The organism is Pseudomonas sp. NPDC088368 (assembly GCF_044753445.1).
Taxonomy (GTDB): Bacteria; Pseudomonadota; Gammaproteobacteria; order Pseudomonadales; family Pseudomonadaceae; genus Aquipseudomonas; species Aquipseudomonas bambusae.
The window spans coordinates 100,020-118,620 of record NZ_JBIVNG010000001.1 but is presented as its reverse complement, the minus strand read 5'-3'; the positions used below and the strand labels follow the sequence as shown (position 1 = coordinate 118,620).

The window sequence follows — 18,601 nt, the reverse complement described above, 5'->3', positions numbered from 1 at the left end:
GGAGCGAATTCATTCGCGAGGCGGCATTGCAGACCCAGCATCTCCATCGCCTGACAGCTATTCGCGAATGAATTCGCTCCCACAGGGGAGGCCGCCCGATGTTGACTTGTCGCTACGCCAACGCCGTGTCCATCACCATCATCAGGCAAAATCCGACCAGCAGCCCGAGGCTGGCGATCTTGTCGTGCCCGTTGCGACGGGACTCGGGGATGATTTCGTGGGTCACCACCAGCAGCATCGCCCCGGCTGCCAAGGCTAGGCCGATGGGCAACAGCAACGCAGCGATTTCCACCAGCCACGCGTAGAGCACGGCGAAGACCGGCTCGACCAACCCCGAGGCCGCGCCGATCAGAAAGGCATTCAAACGGGACATGCCCGCCGCCGCCAGAACCAGCGCGATGACCAACCCTTCCGGGACGTCCTGCAAGGCGATGCCCATTGCCAGGCTGTCCGCATGGGCCAGTCCGCCGCCCGCCGACACGCCCACCGCCATGCCTTCCGGGATGTTGTGGGCGATGATCGCAATGACGAACAGCCAGATGTTTGACGGGATGGCCGGTTTGTCCGCGACTTCCGATAGCTGCGGGCCGCGAGAGACCAGCGTGTCGACGATGAAAAGCCCGACCGCTCCGGCCAGAATCCCGCCGCTGACCAAGGCGCCCGCGCCCCATTGCGAAAACCCGAGACCTTGCGCCGCGCTCAAGCCCGGCACAATCAACGAAAAAGCGGTCGCCGCGAGCATGATGCCCGCGCCGAAACCGAGCAACCCGTCGGACACCGCCACCGGCATCCCACGGATCACCAACACTGGCACCGCACCTAGGGCGGTGCCCAGTGCGCACAGCGCCCCACCTTCCAGCGCCCTCAGCATGCGCGGTTCAAGGCTCAACCAGGTCAATCCCTGGGCGATGAGCAACCCTGTGCCGACCAGCAGCAACACCGAACCGATGGCCAGACGAAACAACCGTCCGCTGCTGAGGGTGAGTAAATCCGAAGGCATAGGTCGTCTACTTCATTATCAAATTTGGCTGGAAAGGGCGGCGCTATATCGCTTGGCCACTTCGTCCCAGTTCACGACGTTGTAGAACGCAGCGATGTATTCCGGGCGACGGTTCTGGTAACGCAGGTAATAGGCATGTTCCCAGACGTCCAGACCGAGAATCGGCGTGTTGCCGTTCATCAGTGGGCTGTCCTGGTTACCGCTGCTCTCAACGACCAGCTTCTTCTCCGGCGTAACGCTCAGCCAGGCCCAGCCGCTGCCGAAGCGGGTCAGTGCGGCTTTGGTGAAGGCTTCTTTGAAGGCGTCGATGCCACCGAGTTGTTCGTCGATAGCCTTGGCCAGCGCGCCACCTGGTAGACCGCCGCCTTTGGGGCTCATGACCTCCCAGAACAGCGAATGGTTGGCGTGACCGCCGCCTTGGTTGATCACCGCTGGACGCAGTTTTTCTGGCAGTTGGCCAACGCTGGCGACCAGTTTCTCAATCGGCCATTCAGCGTATTCGGTGCCTTCGACGGCGGCGTTGAGGTTGTTGATGTAGGTCTGATGGTGCTTGGTGTAGTGGATTTCCATGGTCTGCGCATCGATGTGCGGCTCAAGGGCATCGTAGGCGTATGGCAAGGCAGGCAAGGTATACGGCATATCAATGGACTCCAAAGGACAAAGTGCCGGCGGCAGCGGCGTTGCGCTGTAGCGCCGAGCGTGAGTGTTCGCCGCTGCTGTTGAGCAGTCGGTGGGTGCGTGGGTATTCACCGTATTCGCTGATGAAGCCCAACAGTTCGCTGTAGGTTTTGTTGCTGTGCCGGAACGCGGCCTGACGCAACCCAGGCGTCAGGCGCGGGTTCTGGATCACGTGCAGCAAGCGTTGATGGGCCGAGCACAGGTATTCGGCGCTTTCTTCGGGCTGGTTCAGGCTCAGGTGCAGATCGGCCAGGTTGTGATGGGAAATCACGAACGCGGCAACCGCCTCGTCAGGGTCTTTCCAGCGCTCCAGCAGCACTTGCGCCAAGGCCAGGGCTTGCAGATAGAGTTCGCGGGCGTCGACCAGATCGCCACGGTTGAAGCAGCTATTGCCTTTCAGAATGGTGCTTTTCCAATGCTCCATGGCGCGTCTCCTTGATCGCTGACGTGGGTGGTCGCAGGTCAGATGCCGCCTGCGGTGAGTTTTTCCGGGTTGAGCAGGGTTTCCAGCCGGGTGCGATCCAGATCGGTGTGCTCAAGCGCCACGTCGATGATCGGGCGGGCTTCCTTGTAGGCGGTCTTGGCGATTTCGGCGGCCTTCTGGTAGCCGATGATCGGGTTGAGCGCGGTCACCAGAATCGGGTTGCGCGACAGCGCCTCCTTGAGCTTGGCCTCGTTGACCTTGAAGGTCGCGATGGCTTTGTCGGCCAACACGCGGCTGGCGTTGGCGAGCAGCTCAATGCTTTCAAGCAGGTTGTGGGCGATGATCGGCAGCATCACGTTGAGCTCGAAGTTGCCCGACTGACCCGCCACAGTGATGGCCGCGTCGTTGCCGATCACTTGCGCAGCGACCATCGCGGTGGCCTCCGGAATCACCGGGTTGACCTTGCCCGGCATGATCGACGAGCCCGGCTGCAGCGCCTCCAGTTCGATTTCGCCAAGGCCTGCCAACGGGCCGGAGTTCATCCAGCGCAAGTCGTTGGCGATCTTCATCAGCGACACGGCGGTGGCTTTCAACTGGCCAGAGACTGCGACGGCGGTGTCCTGCGAGCCGATCAACGCGAACAGGTCTTTGCCCGGCACGAAACCAACGTTGCTCAGCCGGCTCAATTGCGTGGCGAAACGCGAGGCGAACTCCGGATGCGCATTGATCCCGGTCCCCACGGCTGTGCCGCCCTGGGCCAGCGCTTGCACGCTCGGCAGCAGGTTTTCGATGTGCTCGACGTTGGCCTTGATCTGCTGCGACCAGCCGTTCAGCACTTGGCTCATGCGCACGGGCATGGCGTCCATCAGGTGGGTGCGGCCGGTTTTGACAAACGGGTGAACCTGCAGCGCTTTCTGTTCGGTGACCTGCACCAGATGCCCCAGTGCAGGCAGCAGCTGTTCGTGGATCGCCAACGCGGCGCTGACGTGGATGGTGGTCGGAATGATGTCGTTGCTGCTCTGACCACAGTTGACGTGGTCGTTGGCGTTCACCGGTTCGCCCAGCACACGGGTCGCGAGGGTAGCGATCACCTCGTTGGCGTTCATGTTGGTGCTGGTGCCGGAGCCAGTCTGAAACACGTCCACCGGGAAATGCGTCATGAAGTCGCCCGCCAGCAGCTCTTTGCAGGCGGTGACGATGGCCTTGCTCTGCCCTTCGGAGATTTGCTTCAGCTCAAGGTTGGCCTGCGCGGCAGCGGCTTTGGCCAGCAGCAGCGCACGGACAAACTGGCGTGGCATGCGCAACTGGCTGATCGGGAAGTTGTTCACCGCACGCTGGGTTTGCGCGCCATAGAGGGCGTCAGTCGGGACCTGCAACTCGCCCATGCTGTCGCGTTCAATACGGGTATTGCTCATCGGTAGATCCTTGCATCAGTTCAGCGAGAGAAATCGAGGGCTGCAACACGCAGGTCGCCAGTTGATGGGCGAAGGCCTGCCAGCGTTGGCGTTGCGAGGAGGAGTGCGCGAGGACCTGCAAATCCCGTAACGGCCGCCAGGCCTGATCCAGACACAGGCAGCGCCAATGCCAGGGCAGGACGGTGTCGCGAGCGGTGTCGATCAGCAGTCGAAACGTGCTTTCGGCGATCAGTACGTGTGGGGTGGCCGTGAAACGCGCGAGATAGCGGCCTTCGGCGAGGTAATGCTCAATGGCCCGCGGCTCGTCGGGATGCAGGGCACAGCGAATCCGCAGACTCAGCGCACGCCAGTTTTCCAGATAGGGGGACTCGTGCAGAACTGTCGCCATGACCTCAGGCTCACTTAACGAATGAGATTCATTATTAAATGAGTTTAAGAATCAAAACAACCCCGACATTGGAGTCGGCTTGAGGGGATGATGTTGATTTCGCAGTCGCTGATGAGCTTTTTGTGGGAGCTTCTGGAGGTTACGACAGTGGCGAAACCGGTGTGTCAGAAGGACCGCATTCAGCCCATTCGTCACCGTCGTAACCTCCGGAAGCTCCCACAGGGTTAAGCAGTGTGTTTAAAAGCGCGGTAAAAAAAGGCCTGCGCGTGGCAGGCCCTTGGGGTGATGCTATGAAGTGGGGAAATCAGCTCCCTGCCACCATCATCTTCTCGATCAACACCGACCCCGTGCGGATATTGCTGCGCATCTCAAGATCGCTGCCAACGGCGACGATCTGCTTGAACATGTCGCGCATGTTGCCGGCAATGGTCACTTCCTGAACCGGGAATTGAATCTCGCCGTTCTCGACCCAGAAACCCGCCGCGCCGCGCGAATAATCGCCGGTGACCATGTTCAGGCCGCTGCCCATCAGTTCGGTGACCAACAGGCCGCGTCCCATGCGACGGATCAGTGCGGCCTGGTCTTCAGTGCCGTGGGAAACGAACAGGTTGTGCACGCCGCCCGCGTTGGCGGTGCTTGGCAGACCCAGTTTGCGGCCCGAATACGTGCTGAGGATGTAGGACACCAAGTCACCGTTCTCGACGAACGGCTTGGCGTAGGTCGCCAGGCCATCGCCGTCGAAGGCCGAGCTGCCCATGGCGCGCATCAAGTGTGGACGCTCGTCGATGGTCATCCACTCCGGGAACAGACGCTGGCCAATAGCGCCTTCAAGGAAGGACGATTTGCGGTACAAGTTGCCGCCGGAAATCGCCCCCAAGAAGCTGCCGAACAGACCGCCCGCCAGTTCCGCCGAAAACAGCACTGGCACTTCGCAAGTCGGCACCGGGCGTGCGCCCAAACGGCTCGCGGCGCGCTCGGCGGCTTTCTGGCCAATGAGTTTTGCGTCCATCAGCAGCTCGCCCTGACGATTGACGTCGTACCAATAATCGCGCTGCATCTGGCCGTCTTTTTCGGCGATCATCACGCAACTGAGGCTATGGCGGGTGGATGCGTAGCCGCCAATGAAGCCGTGACTGTTGCCATAGACGCGGCAGCCCTGATGCACGTTCAAGGTCGTGCCATCGGCGTTTTTTATCAGGCTGTTGGCATCGAACGCCGCCGCTTCGCAGATCAACGCGCGCTCGATCGCCTCTTCCGGCGTGATCGCCCACGGGTGAAACAGGTCGAAATCCGGCTGCTCCCGGGCCATCAGCGCGGCATCGGCGAGGCCCGAACTTTCGTCTTCCGAGGTGTGTTTGGCGATGGCGAGTGCCGCCGCGACGGTTTCGCGAATGGCGTCCGGGCCACTGGCCGAGGTGCTGGCCGAGCCTTTGCGGTGGCCGACGTACAAGGTGATGCCGAAGCCCTGATCGCGGTTGAACTCGACGGTTTCGACTTCGCGCTGACGAACCGACGTCGACAGCCCCTGATCCACAGACACTGCCACTTCGCAGGCGGTCGCGCCTTGGCGTTTGGCTTCGGCGACGATCTGCTCGACCTGCTGTTGCAGTGCCGGGAGGGCCTGTGGGCCGACGCTTTCTGATGCACTCATGACTTACTCCATCAAATTCCGATTTCGGCAGCCAGGCCGGACATTTGGCCCCTGACTGGTTATCATGGCGGCGTTTATTTGCGGACTGCCCCCATGGTTGATTCTTACGACGACTCCTTCGACGGAGAGAAAAGCAAAACCCAGATCAAGAAAGAGCTTCACGCTCTGGTGGACCTGGGCGAACGCTTGACGACATTCAAGCCCGATGTGCTGGCCAAGCTGCCGCTGACCGACGAATTGCGTCGGGCACTGGCCGATGCGCCCAAGCACACCGCGCACATTGCGCGTAAGCGCCACATCTCGTTCATTGGCCGGCTGATGCGCGACCAGAACCTGGACGAAATCCTGGTCCTGCTCGATCAACTCGACGCCTCCACGCGCCAGTACAACGAGCGCTTTCACAATCTGGAACGCTGGCGCGACCGGTTGGTGGGCGGCACTGACGACGTGCTCGAACAGTTCGTCAATGAGTACCCGGAAGCCGACCGTCAGCAACTGCGTTCGCTGATCCGTCAGGCTCAGCACGAGGCCAAGCAAAACAAGGCCCCGACCGCGACCCGCAAAATCTTCAAATACATCCGCGAACTGGACGAAACCAAGCGCGGATTGCGTTAAAACAGTCGCGCCGGGTGGGCATCCCAACCCGGCGCAACGACCTTCAGATCAGCCGCCTGTGCCGCCGACTGTGATCGCATCGATCTTCAGCGTTGGCTGACCGACGCCCACGGGCACCGACTGCCCATCCTTGCCGCATGTGCCCACGCCACTGTCCAGCGACAGGTCGTTGCCGACCATGGACACCCGGCTCATGCACTCCGGACCGTTACCGATCAGTGTCGCGCCTTTGACCGGGGCAGTGATTTTGCCGTCTTCGATCAAATAGGCTTCGCTGGTAGAGAACACGAACTTGCCGCTGGTGATATCGACCTGACCGCCGCCGAGGTTGGCGCAGTAGATGCCCTTCTTCACCGAAGCGATGATTTCTGCCGGATCGCTCTGGCCGCCGAGCATGTAGGTGTTGGTCATGCGCGGCATCGGCAGGTGCGCGTAGGACTCGCGACGACCGTTACCGGTACGGGCAACGCCCATCAGCCGTGCGTTGAGCTTGTCCTGCATGTAGCCCTTGAGCACGCCGTTCTCGATCAGCGTGGTGCATTCGGTCTGGGTGCCTTCGTCGTCCACGCTCAGCGAGCCGCGACGACCGGCCAAGGTGCCATCATCGACAATGGTGCAGAGTTTGGAAGCGACCATTTCGCCCATGCGACCGCTGTAGGCCGAACTGCCCTTACGGTTGAAGTCGCCTTCCAGACCGTGGCCCACTGCTTCGTGCAGCAGCACGCCGGACCAGCCGGAACCCAGTACGACTGGCAGCGTCCCCGCTGGCGCAGGAATCGCTTCCAGGTTGACCAGCGCCTGGCGCAACGCCTCGCGGGCGTAGCCCATGGCGCGGTCTTCCTGAAGGAAATAGCGGTAGTCGGTACGTCCGCCACCGCCATGGCCGCCGCGCTCGCGACGGCCATTCTGTTCGACGATCACGCTGACGTTGAAACGCACCAGAGGGCGCACGTCCGCGGCCAGACCGCCATCGGTCGACGCCACCAGAATGCGCTCCCAGACCCCGGCCATGCTCACGGTGACTTGCTGAATGCGCGGGTCCAGCGCACGGGTGGCCACGTCGATGCGCTTGAGCAACTCGACCTTTTCGGCGCGGGTCAGGACCTCCAGCGGATTATCGGGCGCATAGAGCTGGGCGACGTCCTGTGTGGTGAACGCTTGCACGCGGCCATTCTGACCGGCGCGAGAAATCGAGCGGGCGGCGCGGGCAGCCTGGCTCAATGCTTCAGGGGTGATCGCATTGCTGTAAGCGAAGCCGGTCTTTTCACCGGACTGCGCACGAACGCCGACGCCTTGATCGAGATTGAAGCTGCCTTCCTTGACGATGCCGTCTTCCAGCGCCCAGGACTCGGAAATCTGGCCCTGGAAATACAGGTCAGCGGCGTCGATTCCAGGACCGGCCAGCTCACCCAGCACCGATTGCAGGCTGTCGATGCTCAGGCCGCCGGGGGCCAGAAGGTGTTCGCTGACAGAGGACAAGTCGCTCATATTCACTCCGGGGTGTTGGCAGGCCGCAAAGCGTCCTGCGAAAAAAATCGCCGATGGTTCGTCACCGGCATTCGCGCCCGTATGGACGCTTGTTCTTCACTGTCTCGTTCGGCCAGCAGCACGGCTTCACCCTGTGCCTGCTCAGCCAGTACGCGGCCCCATGGATCTATGATCGCCGCGTGTCCAAATGTTTCCCTTGGCCCCGGATGAACCCCGCCCTGCGCGGCCGCCAGCACGTAGCACTGGGTTTCGATGGCTCGCGCGCGCAGCAGGATTTCCCAGTGCGCCGCGCCGGTCACGGCGGTAAAGGCCGACGGCGCGGTAATCAATTCGGCGCCCGCGTGTCGCAAGGCGGTGTACAGCTCGGGGAAGCGCAGGTCGTAACAGACCGTCAGCCCCAGTTTTCCAACGGGTGTATCAGCGACCACGACGTTGTTGCCATGAGCATAGTCGTCGGATTCGCGATAACGCCCGCGAGCATCCGCTACGTCCACGTCGAACAGGTGCAGCTTGTCGTAGCGCGCCACCTGTTCGCCCTGATCGTCGACCAACAGTGAACACGCCGTGACTTTGCCCTCTGGCCGGTCTCTCGGCGGCAGCGGCAATGTCCCGGCGACAATCCATAACTTGAGGTCGCGAGCGGCAAGTTTCAACCACGGCAGGATCGGACCTTCGCCAAACGCTTCGGCGCGGCCAATGGCAGCGATGTCACGACGGCCCATGGCGGCGAAGTTTTCCGGCAGCACCGCCAGCCTGGCGCCCGAGGCAGCGGCCTGTTCCAGCAGCTTGCGCGCTTGAACGAGATTGCCCGCGACATCGCTCTGACTGACCATCTGAATCACTGCGAAGGACATGAAACGCTCCTTGATCGGTAGGCTTCGTACTCTACTCCAAGCGTAGACATTGGGGTTGCCTGGAACGCGATTTGAAGGTCTACCGCGACCTGCTTCTGCCGAAGGCGTGGGAGCTGGCTTGCCTGCGATCGGCCCGGGGTCGCGTCCGACCGCAGCGGCAGTAAAACCTGTACAGGCGGTGTATCAGACAGATTGAATCCTCAGGTTTTACGACTGCTTCGCAGCCGATCGCAGGCAAGCCAGCTCCTACGGCCTCCGGCCAGAATCGAAAGCAGGAACCCCGCCGCGACCTGCTTCTGCTGCAGGCCGTCGGAGTGCCAGCCCGCTCACTGCGGCTTCTCAAACGGCTTGTCGAAGGTGATTTTGGGCTCTTTCCACGGGCCTTCGACCTTGTATTGCACACTCGCGAAACGCGCGACGCGGTCACCCAGCAGCTTGTCGACCAGGAACAACGCGCCGCCAATCGCAGGGGCGCCAACGATCAACGCGGCAATTGGCAGGTTGTTGGTCACCGGCAGGGTCACCAGCAATTTGGCATCGACCCGATCACGCACCATGTCCAGTGTACCGTTGAGCTCCAGGTTGCTTGACGGACCAATCATGGTGATCGGGTCGCGGGTCACGTACACCCCATCGCTGGCCACCAACAGGCCTTTGACACGGTCGTAACTCAGCCCTTTGTTCAGCAAGTCCGAGAAATCCAGTCGCAAACGACGGCCGATGGAGTTGAAGTTGAGCAGGCCGAACACCCGCAACGCCTGCGCCCCACCCTCCACTTCAACGAACTGGCCATTTTTGAGCGTGGCGTCGAGGCTGCCGGAATACCGCTTGAGCCCCACCCAAGCAGGCGAACCCGGCCAGCGGCCATCGGCATTCATCTCGAATTCCTGACTGGTCACCGTCGGCGCAAAACCCCATGCCTTCAGCACATCGGCGAGGTTTTTCCCCGCCACCTGGCCTTTGAACCAACTGCTCGTCGAACCCGGAGTGCCTTCCCAGCCGCCGTTGCCCACCAGGGAAATGCCCTTAAGACCCAGGTCCATGTCATTCAGTTGAAGGCCTGCAGGCGTGGGCCGAGCCTTCAATGTCCAGGCCCCCACCAGTTGATCCCCCTGAAACAGCTGGGTGATCTTGATGTTCATCGCAGGAATATTGTGCGGATCGACGTCCGCCAACGGGTCAGGCGCGTTTTCCACCACGGCGGCGTTCGGGTCCGGCGCGGGCAAACGGACGTACAGCAGGTTGATGTCAGCGGGTGTTGTCTTGTCGTCTGGCAGCGTCGCCGTGCCCTTGATCTTCGCGCTGTCCAGCGACAGGCCCCAACTGGCGTCATTGCGCTTGAGCTGCACGTTGGCTTGATCCAGCGTCGTGCCCATGGCGGTCAGCTTGCCAATCTGCAGATCAACGCTGTTGACCAACTGTTTGGCGCTGCCCCCCGGATCGTTACCCGCATAGCGCTGAACCATCGCCTGCCACGGCGCGATGTCCAGTTCGGGCAGCGAGCCGCGTACACGCAGGCCCTTGCTGTCCGGAATGATCGCCCCGCCCTCGCCAATGAACAGCTCACCACGGCCGTCCTCGAACTTGCCGCCGGGGGCCGCGAAGGCAAAATTGGCCAGGTTGCCATAGCCCACGCCGATGCGCCGTTCGGCCCCTTGCAGGTTCATACGGAAATCGGTGTCGCGGGTTTCATCGGCGGTTTTGCCGAACGGCGCAGGCAAGTCAATGGCCACGCCCTTGAGGTTGGAATTGATCAGCAGCGGGCTGTCGGCGCCATTCAGCGTCAGTTGCAACTGGTACGGCAGATCCCCGGACACTGGCAGCGGTTGGGTGACGTTCAGCCAGTCCGTCAGGCGTTTGGTCGCGATCTGGCTGCTGGCCGTGATGCGCGTCAGCGGCGCTCCCGGCTTGCCTTCGGCGAAGATTTCGGCATTGACGGGCTTGTCGAACGCCATGGCCTTGATGTTCTTGCCGCTCAGGCCTTTGGCGTAATCGAAACGGAAATTGCCCTTGAGTTGGGTCAGATCAAGCACCGGGTCAGGCAACCGCAAACGGGCACTGTCGGTGTTGAAATCCACAGCGACCTTGGGCTCCTGGCCCTTGACCAACGGGATGTCCAGATTGATATGCCCTTGCAGCGGCCCTTCCGCTTGCCAGCCGTTGAAGGTCTGGGCGGTGCCGATGGGCGCTTCCTGCAGAATCTTCATGCCGTCTTGCAGACTGCCGTTGAAGTCACCGTCCACCAGCAGATGACTCGATTGTCCCGACGGCACGTGAGGCACGTCCACCGCCACGTTGCTCACCTGAGTGCCGAGCAACTGGCCTTTGGTGGCTCGAATACGCACCCCGCTGTTCTCGACGAACACGTTGCCATCGACACCGGTGAGCTGCGGCCAGCCGGGCTGGAACGCGAGATTGGCGTTCCGCACCTTGAAGAACAGGCTGATGACCCGCGCCACGTCCTGCGCGTCGTGATTCAGCGAGCCCTGATACTGGAAGAAGCTCTGTTCGACGTTGCCGCTGAGAATGGCCGTGCGCAGCCAATGATCAAGCGACGGGCTGAGCACCGCAGGCAGGTATTTGGACGTGTAGCGACCATCGGCATCCACCAGCCCGACGCGCAGGTCCATGTAGTCTTCCTGAGCCTGATCGAAATGCAGTCGAATCAGGAAATCGCTGGCGATCTTGCCCTCGTCACCGACCACCTTGATGTACGGGGCGATCAGCGTGAAACCCTGATCGTCCAACGCCCAGGTCAGGCGTGCATCGGCGTGGTGATAATTCCATTCGTTCTTGAAGATCGGGTCCAGGTGCAGCATGAAATCGTCGGTGTTCAGGCGCAGTTCGCCCTGCCCCAAGTCGCCACTGATGGCGCCGCTGACATTTCCGGCCGCAGGCGCGCCGTGATAGGCGTCGAAACCGACCTTGTCCAGATTGGCAGCAAAGCTCAGACGCTTGGCGCTCTCGGCCTGCGGACGATAATCGACCAGCACGTTGCGCAGGCCGCCGGTGACGTTCAGGTGATCGAGCACCACCATCAGCTTGTCAGGCAACGGTGCGAGCGAATCGAGCAGCGGCGTCACCGGCGTCAGATCCAGCCGATCAGCCTGTACGTTCCATAGCTCCTGGGCGTCGGACGTCGCCGCCGTCTGCTTGAGCTGGAGTCGGCTTTCCCAGCGTTTGCCGCCAAGGTCCATGGCCAGGGAACTCACCGACACATTGAAGCCGGCGTCATCGCGCTGAAGCCATGCGTTGAGTGCCAGGTTGTCGATCTTCGTGGCCTTGCGGTCGGCATACGCACCTTTGAACTGTGGCGCATTGAGTCGGACCACGGCGGATTGCAGCGTGCCCTTGCCCCACGTCAACCAGAACTCGCCACCGGCCTTGAGGGTCTTGATCTTCCAGTCCCGTGTCAGGCTTTTTGGCAGCCACTTTGCCCACTCGCTTTGGGGCAGGCTCAGGTAAGCCTCGGCCTCCGCGTCTCGCCATGCATTGGCGCGAACTTTAGAGCGTACGTTCAGCGACAGCGGCTGGCCATCCGGCAGCGTCACCTTGGCGTCAAGACGCTGATGGAAGCGCCCGGTCTTGAGGGTCATGCTGGCGTAAGTCAGGGTCAGCGGGGCTTGCTCATAGGGCTGTAAGGTGATCTGACTGTCGAACAGCGACAGGGTCGAGATCATCTGCATCTGCGTCAGCACCTGTTCAGGGTCGAACGGCTTGTCATCCTGCACCGGTAACCCCTGGAGGGCCCAGTGCCCGTCCTTGTCTTCTTTGAGCCCCACTTGCAGCCCATCGAGTTCAAGCCGCGCAATACGCACCTGCCGCGCCTTGAGGGTGGCCCACAGGTCCGGCACCGCACGCACATGGTCCAGACGCACCGAGGCAGAACCCTGGCCTACCATGACGTCCCGCGCTGTGAAAATCGGCGCAAAGTCGCTCCAACTGCCTTCGAGACGGCCGATGCTGACCGGCATACCCACCGCGGCCTGCGCCTTGACCTCAACATCTGCACGGTACTCGGCGACCATCGGTACCAGTTGGCGGCCGAGGCTGACGTACAGCGCGATCAACACCAAAACCAGCGCGCACACGCTCAGCCCCCAACGCGTCAGGGTCGCGATGAAACGTGTCAGACGCTCCATGTCGCCGAACCTCCAGGCAGCGCGCCCTTCAATGGCATCCGGCTCAGTCGTGCGGTTACGGGTAGGTCCGGGAAGTGCTCATTCGCCACGCAAAATTCTCTTTGAAAGGCATCCTTGCCATCCGCCCGTCAATAGGCTCGGTTGTCTGGTCAACGACCGCGCGGCGCAAGGCGCGGCGGTTCAAGCGGTGTTTTGAGCCCAATCAGAGCAGCACAACGTCATATTGTTCCTGGGAATACATGGTTTCGACCTGAAAACGAATGGTCCGGCCAATGAATACTTCCAGCTCGGCGACGTTGCCAGACTCCTCGTCAAGCAGCCGATCCACCACTTTCTGGTTGGCCAGCACCCGATACCCCAAGGCCTGATAGGCCCGCGCTTCGCGCAAGATTTCGCGGAAAATCTCGTAGCAGATGGTTTCGGGCGTTTTCAGCTTGCCGCGCCCCTGACAGCTGCTGCACGGCTCGCACAGCACCTGCTCCAGGCTCTCGCGGGTACGCTTGCGGGTCATCTGCACCAGGCCCAGCTCGGTGATGCCGATGATGTTGGTTTTCGCGTGATCGCGCTCCAGCTGCTTCTCCAGCGTGCGCAACACCTGACGCTGATGTTCACCGTCTTCCATGTCGATGAAATCGATGATGATGATCCCGCCGATATTGCGCAGGCGCAGTTGCCGGGCAATGGCCGTGGCCGCTTCCAGGTTGGTCTTGAAAATCGTCTCTTCGAGATTGCGATGGCCAACGAACGCGCCCGTATTGACGTCGATGGTGGTCATCGCTTCGGCCGGGTCGATCACCAGATAGCCACCGGACTTCAGCGGCACCTTGCGCTCCAGCGCTTTCTGGATTTCGTCTTCGACGCCATACAGGTCGAAAATCGGCCGCTCGCCGGGGTAGTGTTCGAGACGGTCGGCAATTTCCGGCATCAACTCGGCCACGAACTGCGTGGTCTTCTGGAAGGTTTCCCGGGAGTCGATGCGGATTTTTTCAATTCGCGGGCTGACCAGATCGCGCAACGTGCGCAGGGCCAGACCCAAATCTTCGTAAATGACGCTGGCCGGGCCGATGGTCTTGATCTGCTCGCCAATCTGGTCCCAGAGGCGGCGCAGATAGCGGATGTCCATCATGATCTCATCGGCCCCGGCGCCCTCGGCTGCCGTGCGCAGGATGAAACCGCCCTTCTCCTTGATCCCTTCCTTGGCCACGCAATCGCTGACGACCTGTTTGAGCCGCTCGCGCTCGACTTCGTCTTCGATTTTCAGGGAAATCCCGACGTGGGCCGTGCGCGGCATGTACACCAGATAGCGGGAGGGAATCGACAGCTGAGTGGTCAGGCGTGCGCCTTTGCTGCCGATCGGGTCTTTGGTGACCTGCACCACCAGGCTCTGGCCTTCGTGGACAAGCGAACTGATGGTTTCCACCGCCGGGCCTTCGCGCATGGAGATTTCCGAGGCGTGAATGAACGCCGCGCGGTCCAGGCCAATGTCGATGAACGCCGCCTGCATACCCGGCAGCACGCGCACAACTTTGCCTTTGTAAATGTTGCCGACGATCCCGCGACGCTGGGTGCGCTCGACATGGACTTCCTGCAAAACCCCGTTCTCAACGACGGCCACGCGCGACTCCATCGGCGTGATGTTGATCAGAATCTCTTCACTCATGGTTTTTCACCTTCCAGGCATTGCCAGCAGGGTATGCCAAAACGCTGGAGGATTTCTGCGGTTTCGCACAAGGGCAGGCCGACGACGGCGGAATAACTGCCACTGAGGTTTTCCACGAACACGGCGCCCAGCCCTTGAATGCCGTAACTGCCGGCTTTGTCCCGTGGCTCACCACTGGCCCAGTAGGCACGGGCCTCTTCGGGGGAAATCGGACGAAAACGCACGCGACTGCTGACGATACGTGTTTCACAGTGCTGCTCATCGACCACCGCAATGGCGGTCAACACCTCGTGTTCGCGATTGGACAGCGCAGCGAGCATGGCCAGAGATTCGGCTTCGTCAGCGGGTTTGCCGAGAATACGACCGTCAAGAACCACCGCCGTGTCAGCGCCGAGAACGCAGGCGGTGGGGTAGGCGGGGTCATTGGCCAGTTGCAGCAAACCGGCGTCAGCCTTGCCACGGGCCAAGCGCTCGACATAAGCCGTCGGGGTTTCGTTGGGGAGCGGGGTTTCATCGATGTCGGCGCTGAGCGTGGTGAACGGCACGCCGATCTGCGTCAGCAATTCACGACGGCGCGGGGAGCCGGAGGCGAGAAGAAGTTGGGGCATGGGACGTCTCCGTGTCAGTGATCTTCAGCTTAGGCGTTGCGTGAAAACGGGTGACACTTGCTCTGAGACTCCACGCAGATCCCGCTTCTGCCCGGAGGGCGTAGGAGCAAGCTTGCTCGCGATCTGGCGCGTAGCGGCAGCAAAACCATACGACCTGGTTTTATCAGACAAACCGTATTCACCGGTTTTCCTGCCGCTACGCGCCAGATCGCAGGCAAGGTGGAGCGCCACCCCGGCAGCTCCTACGGCCTGCGGCCAGAATCAAAGGCAGTCCGGGGGCGACTCTTCAATTAATCTTCAAACGCAATCGCAACCCGCGCAAGCCGTAGCTCACCCACGGCCAGAGCAAGGCGCTGACCAGCGCGGGCAATACCAGCGCAAGGGTCGGCTGGCGGTTGCCGGTCAGGGCGCTGAGCCACAGCTGCACCAACTGCGCCAGGCCGAAGATCACCAGAATCACCAGGCATTGCTGCCACATCGGGAACATCCGCAAGCGTTGTTGCAACGACAGGACGAGGAAGGTAATCAGCGTCAGGATCAACGCGTTTTGCCCCAGCAACGTCCCGTAGAGTACGTCTTCGGCCAGGCCCAGCATCCACGCCGTGACCATGCCGATCTTGTGCGGCAAGGCCAAGGCCCAGAACGCCAGCAGCAACGCGAGCCACAGCGGGCGAAAGATTTCCATGAATTGCGGCAGCGGCGAAACGCTGAGCAGCAGGCCGATGGCGAAGGTCAACCAGACCACCCAGCCATTACGTGCAGGGGCATGACGCGCCATTATTCTTCCCTCTCATGCGTTGCGGCAGGGGCAGGCGCTGGCGTGGCCGGTCTGGTCGCAGCGGGCTTGGCGGGCGGCTTGGCCGGTGGTTTGCTCGCGGGCTTGGCCGGGGTGGCGGCTGGCGTCGCAACGGGCGTCGTTGCAGGCGCCGCGGCCGGGGCTGACGACGTGCTGTGGCCAGTCGCAGCGGGTTTCGGCACGGTCGCTGGGACAACGGGTTTGTTCGGGGTCGCAACCGGCGCAACGCCTGGCACGGTGGCAGACGGCACGGCAGACGGATCAGCAGCCTGACGGTCCAGCGACTCCTGCTGTTGCGCAGCGTCGGCGGCGCGCTCTTCCGGCGAACGGCCATCGGAGAACACCAGCAGCAGGTAGCGGCTGCGGTTCAGCGCAGCAGTCGGGACGGCGCGAACGATCGCGAATGGCTGGCCGGAGTCGTGAATCACCTCCTTGACCGTCGCCACCGGGTAGCCCGCCGGGAAGCGCTGACCCAGACCGGAACTCACCAGCAGATCGCCTTCCTTGATGTCGGCGGTGTCCGCCACGTGCCGCAGCTCAAGGCGCTCCGGGTTGCCGGTGCCGCTGGCAATCGCTCGCAGGCCGTTGCGATTCACTTGCACCGGAATACTGTGGGTGGTGTCGGTCAGCAGCAACACGCGGGAGGTGTATGGCATCAACTCGACCACCTGCCCCATCAGGCCACGGGCATCGAGCACCGGTTGACCCAGCACCACGCCGTCGCGCTCACCCTTGTTGATGATGATGCGATGAGTGAAAGGGTTCGGGTCCATGCCGATCAGCTCGGCGACTTCGACCTTCTCGTTGACCAGCGCGGATGAGTTCAACAGTTCGCGCAGGCGAACGTTCTGCTCGGTCAGTGCGGCCAGCTTCTGCAGGCGCCCCTGGAGCAGCAGGTTTTCAGTCTTGAGTTTTTCGTTTTCGGCAGCGAGTTCGGTGCGGCTGCCAAACTGGCTGGCAACGCCTTGATACAAACGTTCAGGCAAGTCGGCAATCCAGTAGGACTGCATCAGCACCAGCGACATCTGGCTGCGAACAGGCTTGAGCAGAGTGAAACGTGCGTCCACGACCATGACGGCCACGGAGAGGACGACCAGCACCAACAGACGAACGCCCAGCGACGGGCCCTTTGAGAAAAGCGGTTTAATGGGCCGCTCCTTCCAGGGATGCTTGTGTTTGGCTGTGCTTATTCATGCGACATGAAACCGGCCTGGTGCGGATTGACGGAAAGAAGGTGTGCAAGCCTTGCAGCGTCAAGAGAAGACGTCAACAGGTCAGGCACAAACGGGCAGCGCCGGAAGCGCCACCCGTTCGACAGCATGGGGCCATCCGGCGACTTATTCGCTGGAGAGCAGATCCATAGTGTGCTTGTCCATCATTTCCAGCGCACGACCACCACCGCGAGCGACGCAGGTCAGCGGATCTTCGGCGACGATCACCGGCAGACCGGTTTCCTGGGCCAGCAGCTTGTCCAGGTCACGCAGCAAGGCGCCACCACCGGTCAGCACCAGACCGCGCTCGGCGATGTCCGATGCCAGTTCCGGAGGGGATTGCTCCAGCGCGCTTTTCACGGCCTGAACGATGGTTGCCAGGGATTCCTGCAACGCTTCCAGCACTTCGTTGGAGTTCAGGGTGAAGGCTCGTGGGACACCTTCGGCCAGGTTACGGCCGCGTACGTCGACTTCGCGCACTTCACCACCTGGATAGGCGGTGCCGATTTCCTGCTTGATGCGCTCTGCGGTGGATTCACCGATCAGGCTGCCGTAGTTACGGCGCACGTAAGTGATGATCGCTTCGTCGAAACGGTCGCCGCCCACACGTACGGATTCGGCGTAAACCACACCGTTCAGCGAGATCAAGGCGATTTCAGTGGTACCACCACCGATGTCGACGACCATCGAACCACGGGCTTCTTCGACCGGCAGACCGGCACCGATGGCAGCGGCCATTGGCTCTTCGATCAGGAACACTTCACGTGCGCCAGCGCCCAGGGCCGATTCGCGAATGGCGCGACGCTCAACCTGGGTGGACTTGCACGGCACGCAAATCAATACGCGAGGGCTTGGCTGCAGGAAGCTGTTTTCGTGCACTTTGTTGATGAAATACTGGAGCATCTTTTCGCACACGCTGAAATCGGCGATGACGCCGTCTTTCATCGGACGAATGGCAGCGATGTTGCCCGGGGTACGGCCCAGCATACGCTTGGCTTCCATCCCGACAGCAACGACGCTCTTCTGATTTCCGTGGGTCCGAATGGCCACAACCGATGGCTCGTTCAGGACAATACCGCGCTCACGCACGTAAATAAGGGTGTTGGCAGTGCCCAGGTCGATGGAAAGATCGCTGGAAAACATGCCACGCAGTTTCTTGAACATGGGAAAGGGACCCTAGGGAACGCGTGGGTAAAAAAGTGCGGCAAACTCTAACAACGACAGGGATTTTGGGCAAGGAGCCAATATGCTAAATTGGCTGTTTTTCCGAGCACTACCCTCGACGATCGCGGCCTTATGACCGTCAAAATCGCGTAGTGTTCCGCAATCTGACGTACGGCTCATTCCGTGCGCCTTCCACTGGAGAACCCCATGGCGCTTGATCGCTCCGACGTGGAAAAAATCGCTCATCTGGCCCGACTGGGGCTCAATGACGCCGATATCCCGCGTACTACCGAAGCACTGAACAGCATTCTTGGGCTGGTTGACCAGATGCAAGCGGTGGACACCACCGGCATCGAACCACTGGCGCACCCGCTCGAAGCCTCGCAACGCCTGCGTGTAGACGCGGTCACCGAGGTCAATCACCGCGAAGCCTATCAAGCCATCGCACCAGCGGTCGAAGACGGCCTTTATCTGGTTCCGAAAGTCATCGACTAAGGGAATGAGCCT

Annotated in this window: 16 protein-coding genes; 2 read left to right on the top strand and 14 right to left on the bottom strand. The window is 61.5% G+C overall.

The features are described 5' to 3' along the window. Nucleotides 1-112: 112 nt before the first annotated feature. From ACIQAL_RS00455 to pmbA, 6 genes are all read right to left on the bottom strand, one after another. Entirely contained in the window at nt 113-1,000 is an 888-nt protein-coding gene (locus ACIQAL_RS00455) for a ZIP family metal transporter (protein WP_401141303.1), read from the bottom strand. 18 nt (nt 1,001-1,018) lie between these two features. Beyond that, on the bottom strand, nt 1,019-1,639 hold the full coding sequence (locus ACIQAL_RS00450; RefSeq protein ID WP_401141301.1) for a superoxide dismutase: 621 nt from the start codon (nt 1,637-1,639) through the stop codon (nt 1,019-1,021). A 1-nt stretch (nt 1,640) separates the two neighbouring features. Then, nucleotides 1,641-2,102 carry a hypothetical protein gene (locus ACIQAL_RS00445; protein ID WP_401141298.1) on the bottom strand — a complete coding sequence of 154 codons (462 nt, stop codon included), beginning with the start codon at nt 2,100-2,102 and terminating at the stop codon, nt 1,641-1,643. A gap of 38 nt (nt 2,103-2,140) precedes the next feature. Beyond that, entirely contained in the window at nt 2,141-3,517 is a 1,377-nt protein-coding gene (locus ACIQAL_RS00440) for a class II fumarate hydratase (protein ID WP_401141296.1), read from the bottom strand. Continuing rightward, the gene (locus ACIQAL_RS00435; protein ID WP_401141294.1) at nt 3,498-3,905 is read right to left on the bottom strand and encodes a FagA protein; all 408 of its coding nucleotides are present in this window, start codon (nt 3,903-3,905) and stop codon (nt 3,498-3,500) included. Before ACIQAL_RS00435 ends, ACIQAL_RS00440 begins: the two co-directional genes overlap by 20 nt. 304 nt (nt 3,906-4,209) lie before the next feature. After that, the gene (gene pmbA / locus ACIQAL_RS00430; RefSeq protein WP_166593713.1) at nt 4,210-5,556 is read right to left on the bottom strand and encodes a metalloprotease PmbA; all 1,347 of its coding nucleotides are present in this window, start codon (nt 5,554-5,556) and stop codon (nt 4,210-4,212) included. Between the two features lie 93 nt (nt 5,557-5,649). Between pmbA and yjgA the strand changes: the two genes are divergently transcribed. Then, nucleotides 5,650-6,171 carry a ribosome biogenesis factor YjgA gene (yjgA, locus tag ACIQAL_RS00425; RefSeq protein WP_166593714.1) on the top strand — a complete coding sequence of 174 codons (522 nt, stop codon included), beginning with the start codon at nt 5,650-5,652 and terminating at the stop codon, nt 6,169-6,171. A gap of 48 nt (nt 6,172-6,219) precedes the next feature. On the opposite strand, the gene tldD is transcribed toward yjgA, so the two are convergent. The 8 genes from tldD to mreB form a co-directional block, all read right to left on the bottom strand. Further along, nucleotides 6,220-7,659, bottom strand: a complete 1,440-nt coding sequence (gene tldD, locus ACIQAL_RS00420; RefSeq protein ID WP_401141291.1) for a metalloprotease TldD — start codon at nt 7,657-7,659, stop codon at nt 6,220-6,222. Between the two features lie 2 nt (nt 7,660-7,661). Further along, nucleotides 7,662-8,513 carry a carbon-nitrogen hydrolase family protein gene (locus tag ACIQAL_RS00415; RefSeq protein WP_401141289.1) on the bottom strand — a complete coding sequence of 284 codons (852 nt, stop codon included), beginning with the start codon at nt 8,511-8,513 and terminating at the stop codon, nt 7,662-7,664. Between the two features lie 326 nt (nt 8,514-8,839). Next, a complete protein-coding gene (locus ACIQAL_RS00410; protein ID WP_401141286.1) occupies nt 8,840-12,655 on the bottom strand; it encodes a YhdP family protein in 3,816 nt (1,271 codons plus the stop codon). Nucleotides 12,656-12,857: 202 nt separating this feature from the next. Further along, nucleotides 12,858-14,315: a ribonuclease G gene (gene rng, locus ACIQAL_RS00405; protein WP_166593718.1), complete on the bottom strand. Its 1,458-nt coding sequence runs from the start codon at nt 14,313-14,315 to the stop codon at nt 12,858-12,860. Beyond that, complete coding sequence (locus tag ACIQAL_RS00400; RefSeq protein ID WP_401141283.1) at nt 14,312-14,923, bottom strand: Maf family protein; 612 nt, start codon at nt 14,921-14,923, stop codon at nt 14,312-14,314. Before ACIQAL_RS00400 ends, rng begins: the two co-directional genes overlap by 4 nt. A gap of 286 nt (nt 14,924-15,209) precedes the next feature. Further along, nucleotides 15,210-15,701: a rod shape-determining protein MreD gene (gene mreD / locus ACIQAL_RS00395; RefSeq protein WP_065990112.1), complete on the bottom strand. Its 492-nt coding sequence runs from the start codon at nt 15,699-15,701 to the stop codon at nt 15,210-15,212. After that, complete coding sequence (mreC, locus tag ACIQAL_RS00390; RefSeq protein ID WP_401142358.1) at nt 15,701-16,837, bottom strand: rod shape-determining protein MreC; 1,137 nt, start codon at nt 16,835-16,837, stop codon at nt 15,701-15,703. Before mreC ends, mreD begins: the two co-directional genes overlap by 1 nt. Before the next feature lie 219 nt (nt 16,838-17,056). Further along, nucleotides 17,057-18,094, bottom strand: coding sequence for a rod shape-determining protein MreB (gene mreB / locus ACIQAL_RS00385; RefSeq protein ID WP_020292894.1), 1,038 nt, complete (start codon nt 18,092-18,094; stop codon nt 17,057-17,059). 207 nt (nt 18,095-18,301) lie between these two features. Here mreB and gatC point away from each other — a divergent pair, with 207 nt between their 5' ends. Continuing rightward, nucleotides 18,302-18,589: an Asp-tRNA(Asn)/Glu-tRNA(Gln) amidotransferase subunit GatC gene (gene gatC, locus ACIQAL_RS00380; protein ID WP_401141280.1), complete on the top strand. Its 288-nt coding sequence runs from the start codon at nt 18,302-18,304 to the stop codon at nt 18,587-18,589. Nucleotides 18,590-18,601: the final 12 nt, after the last annotated feature.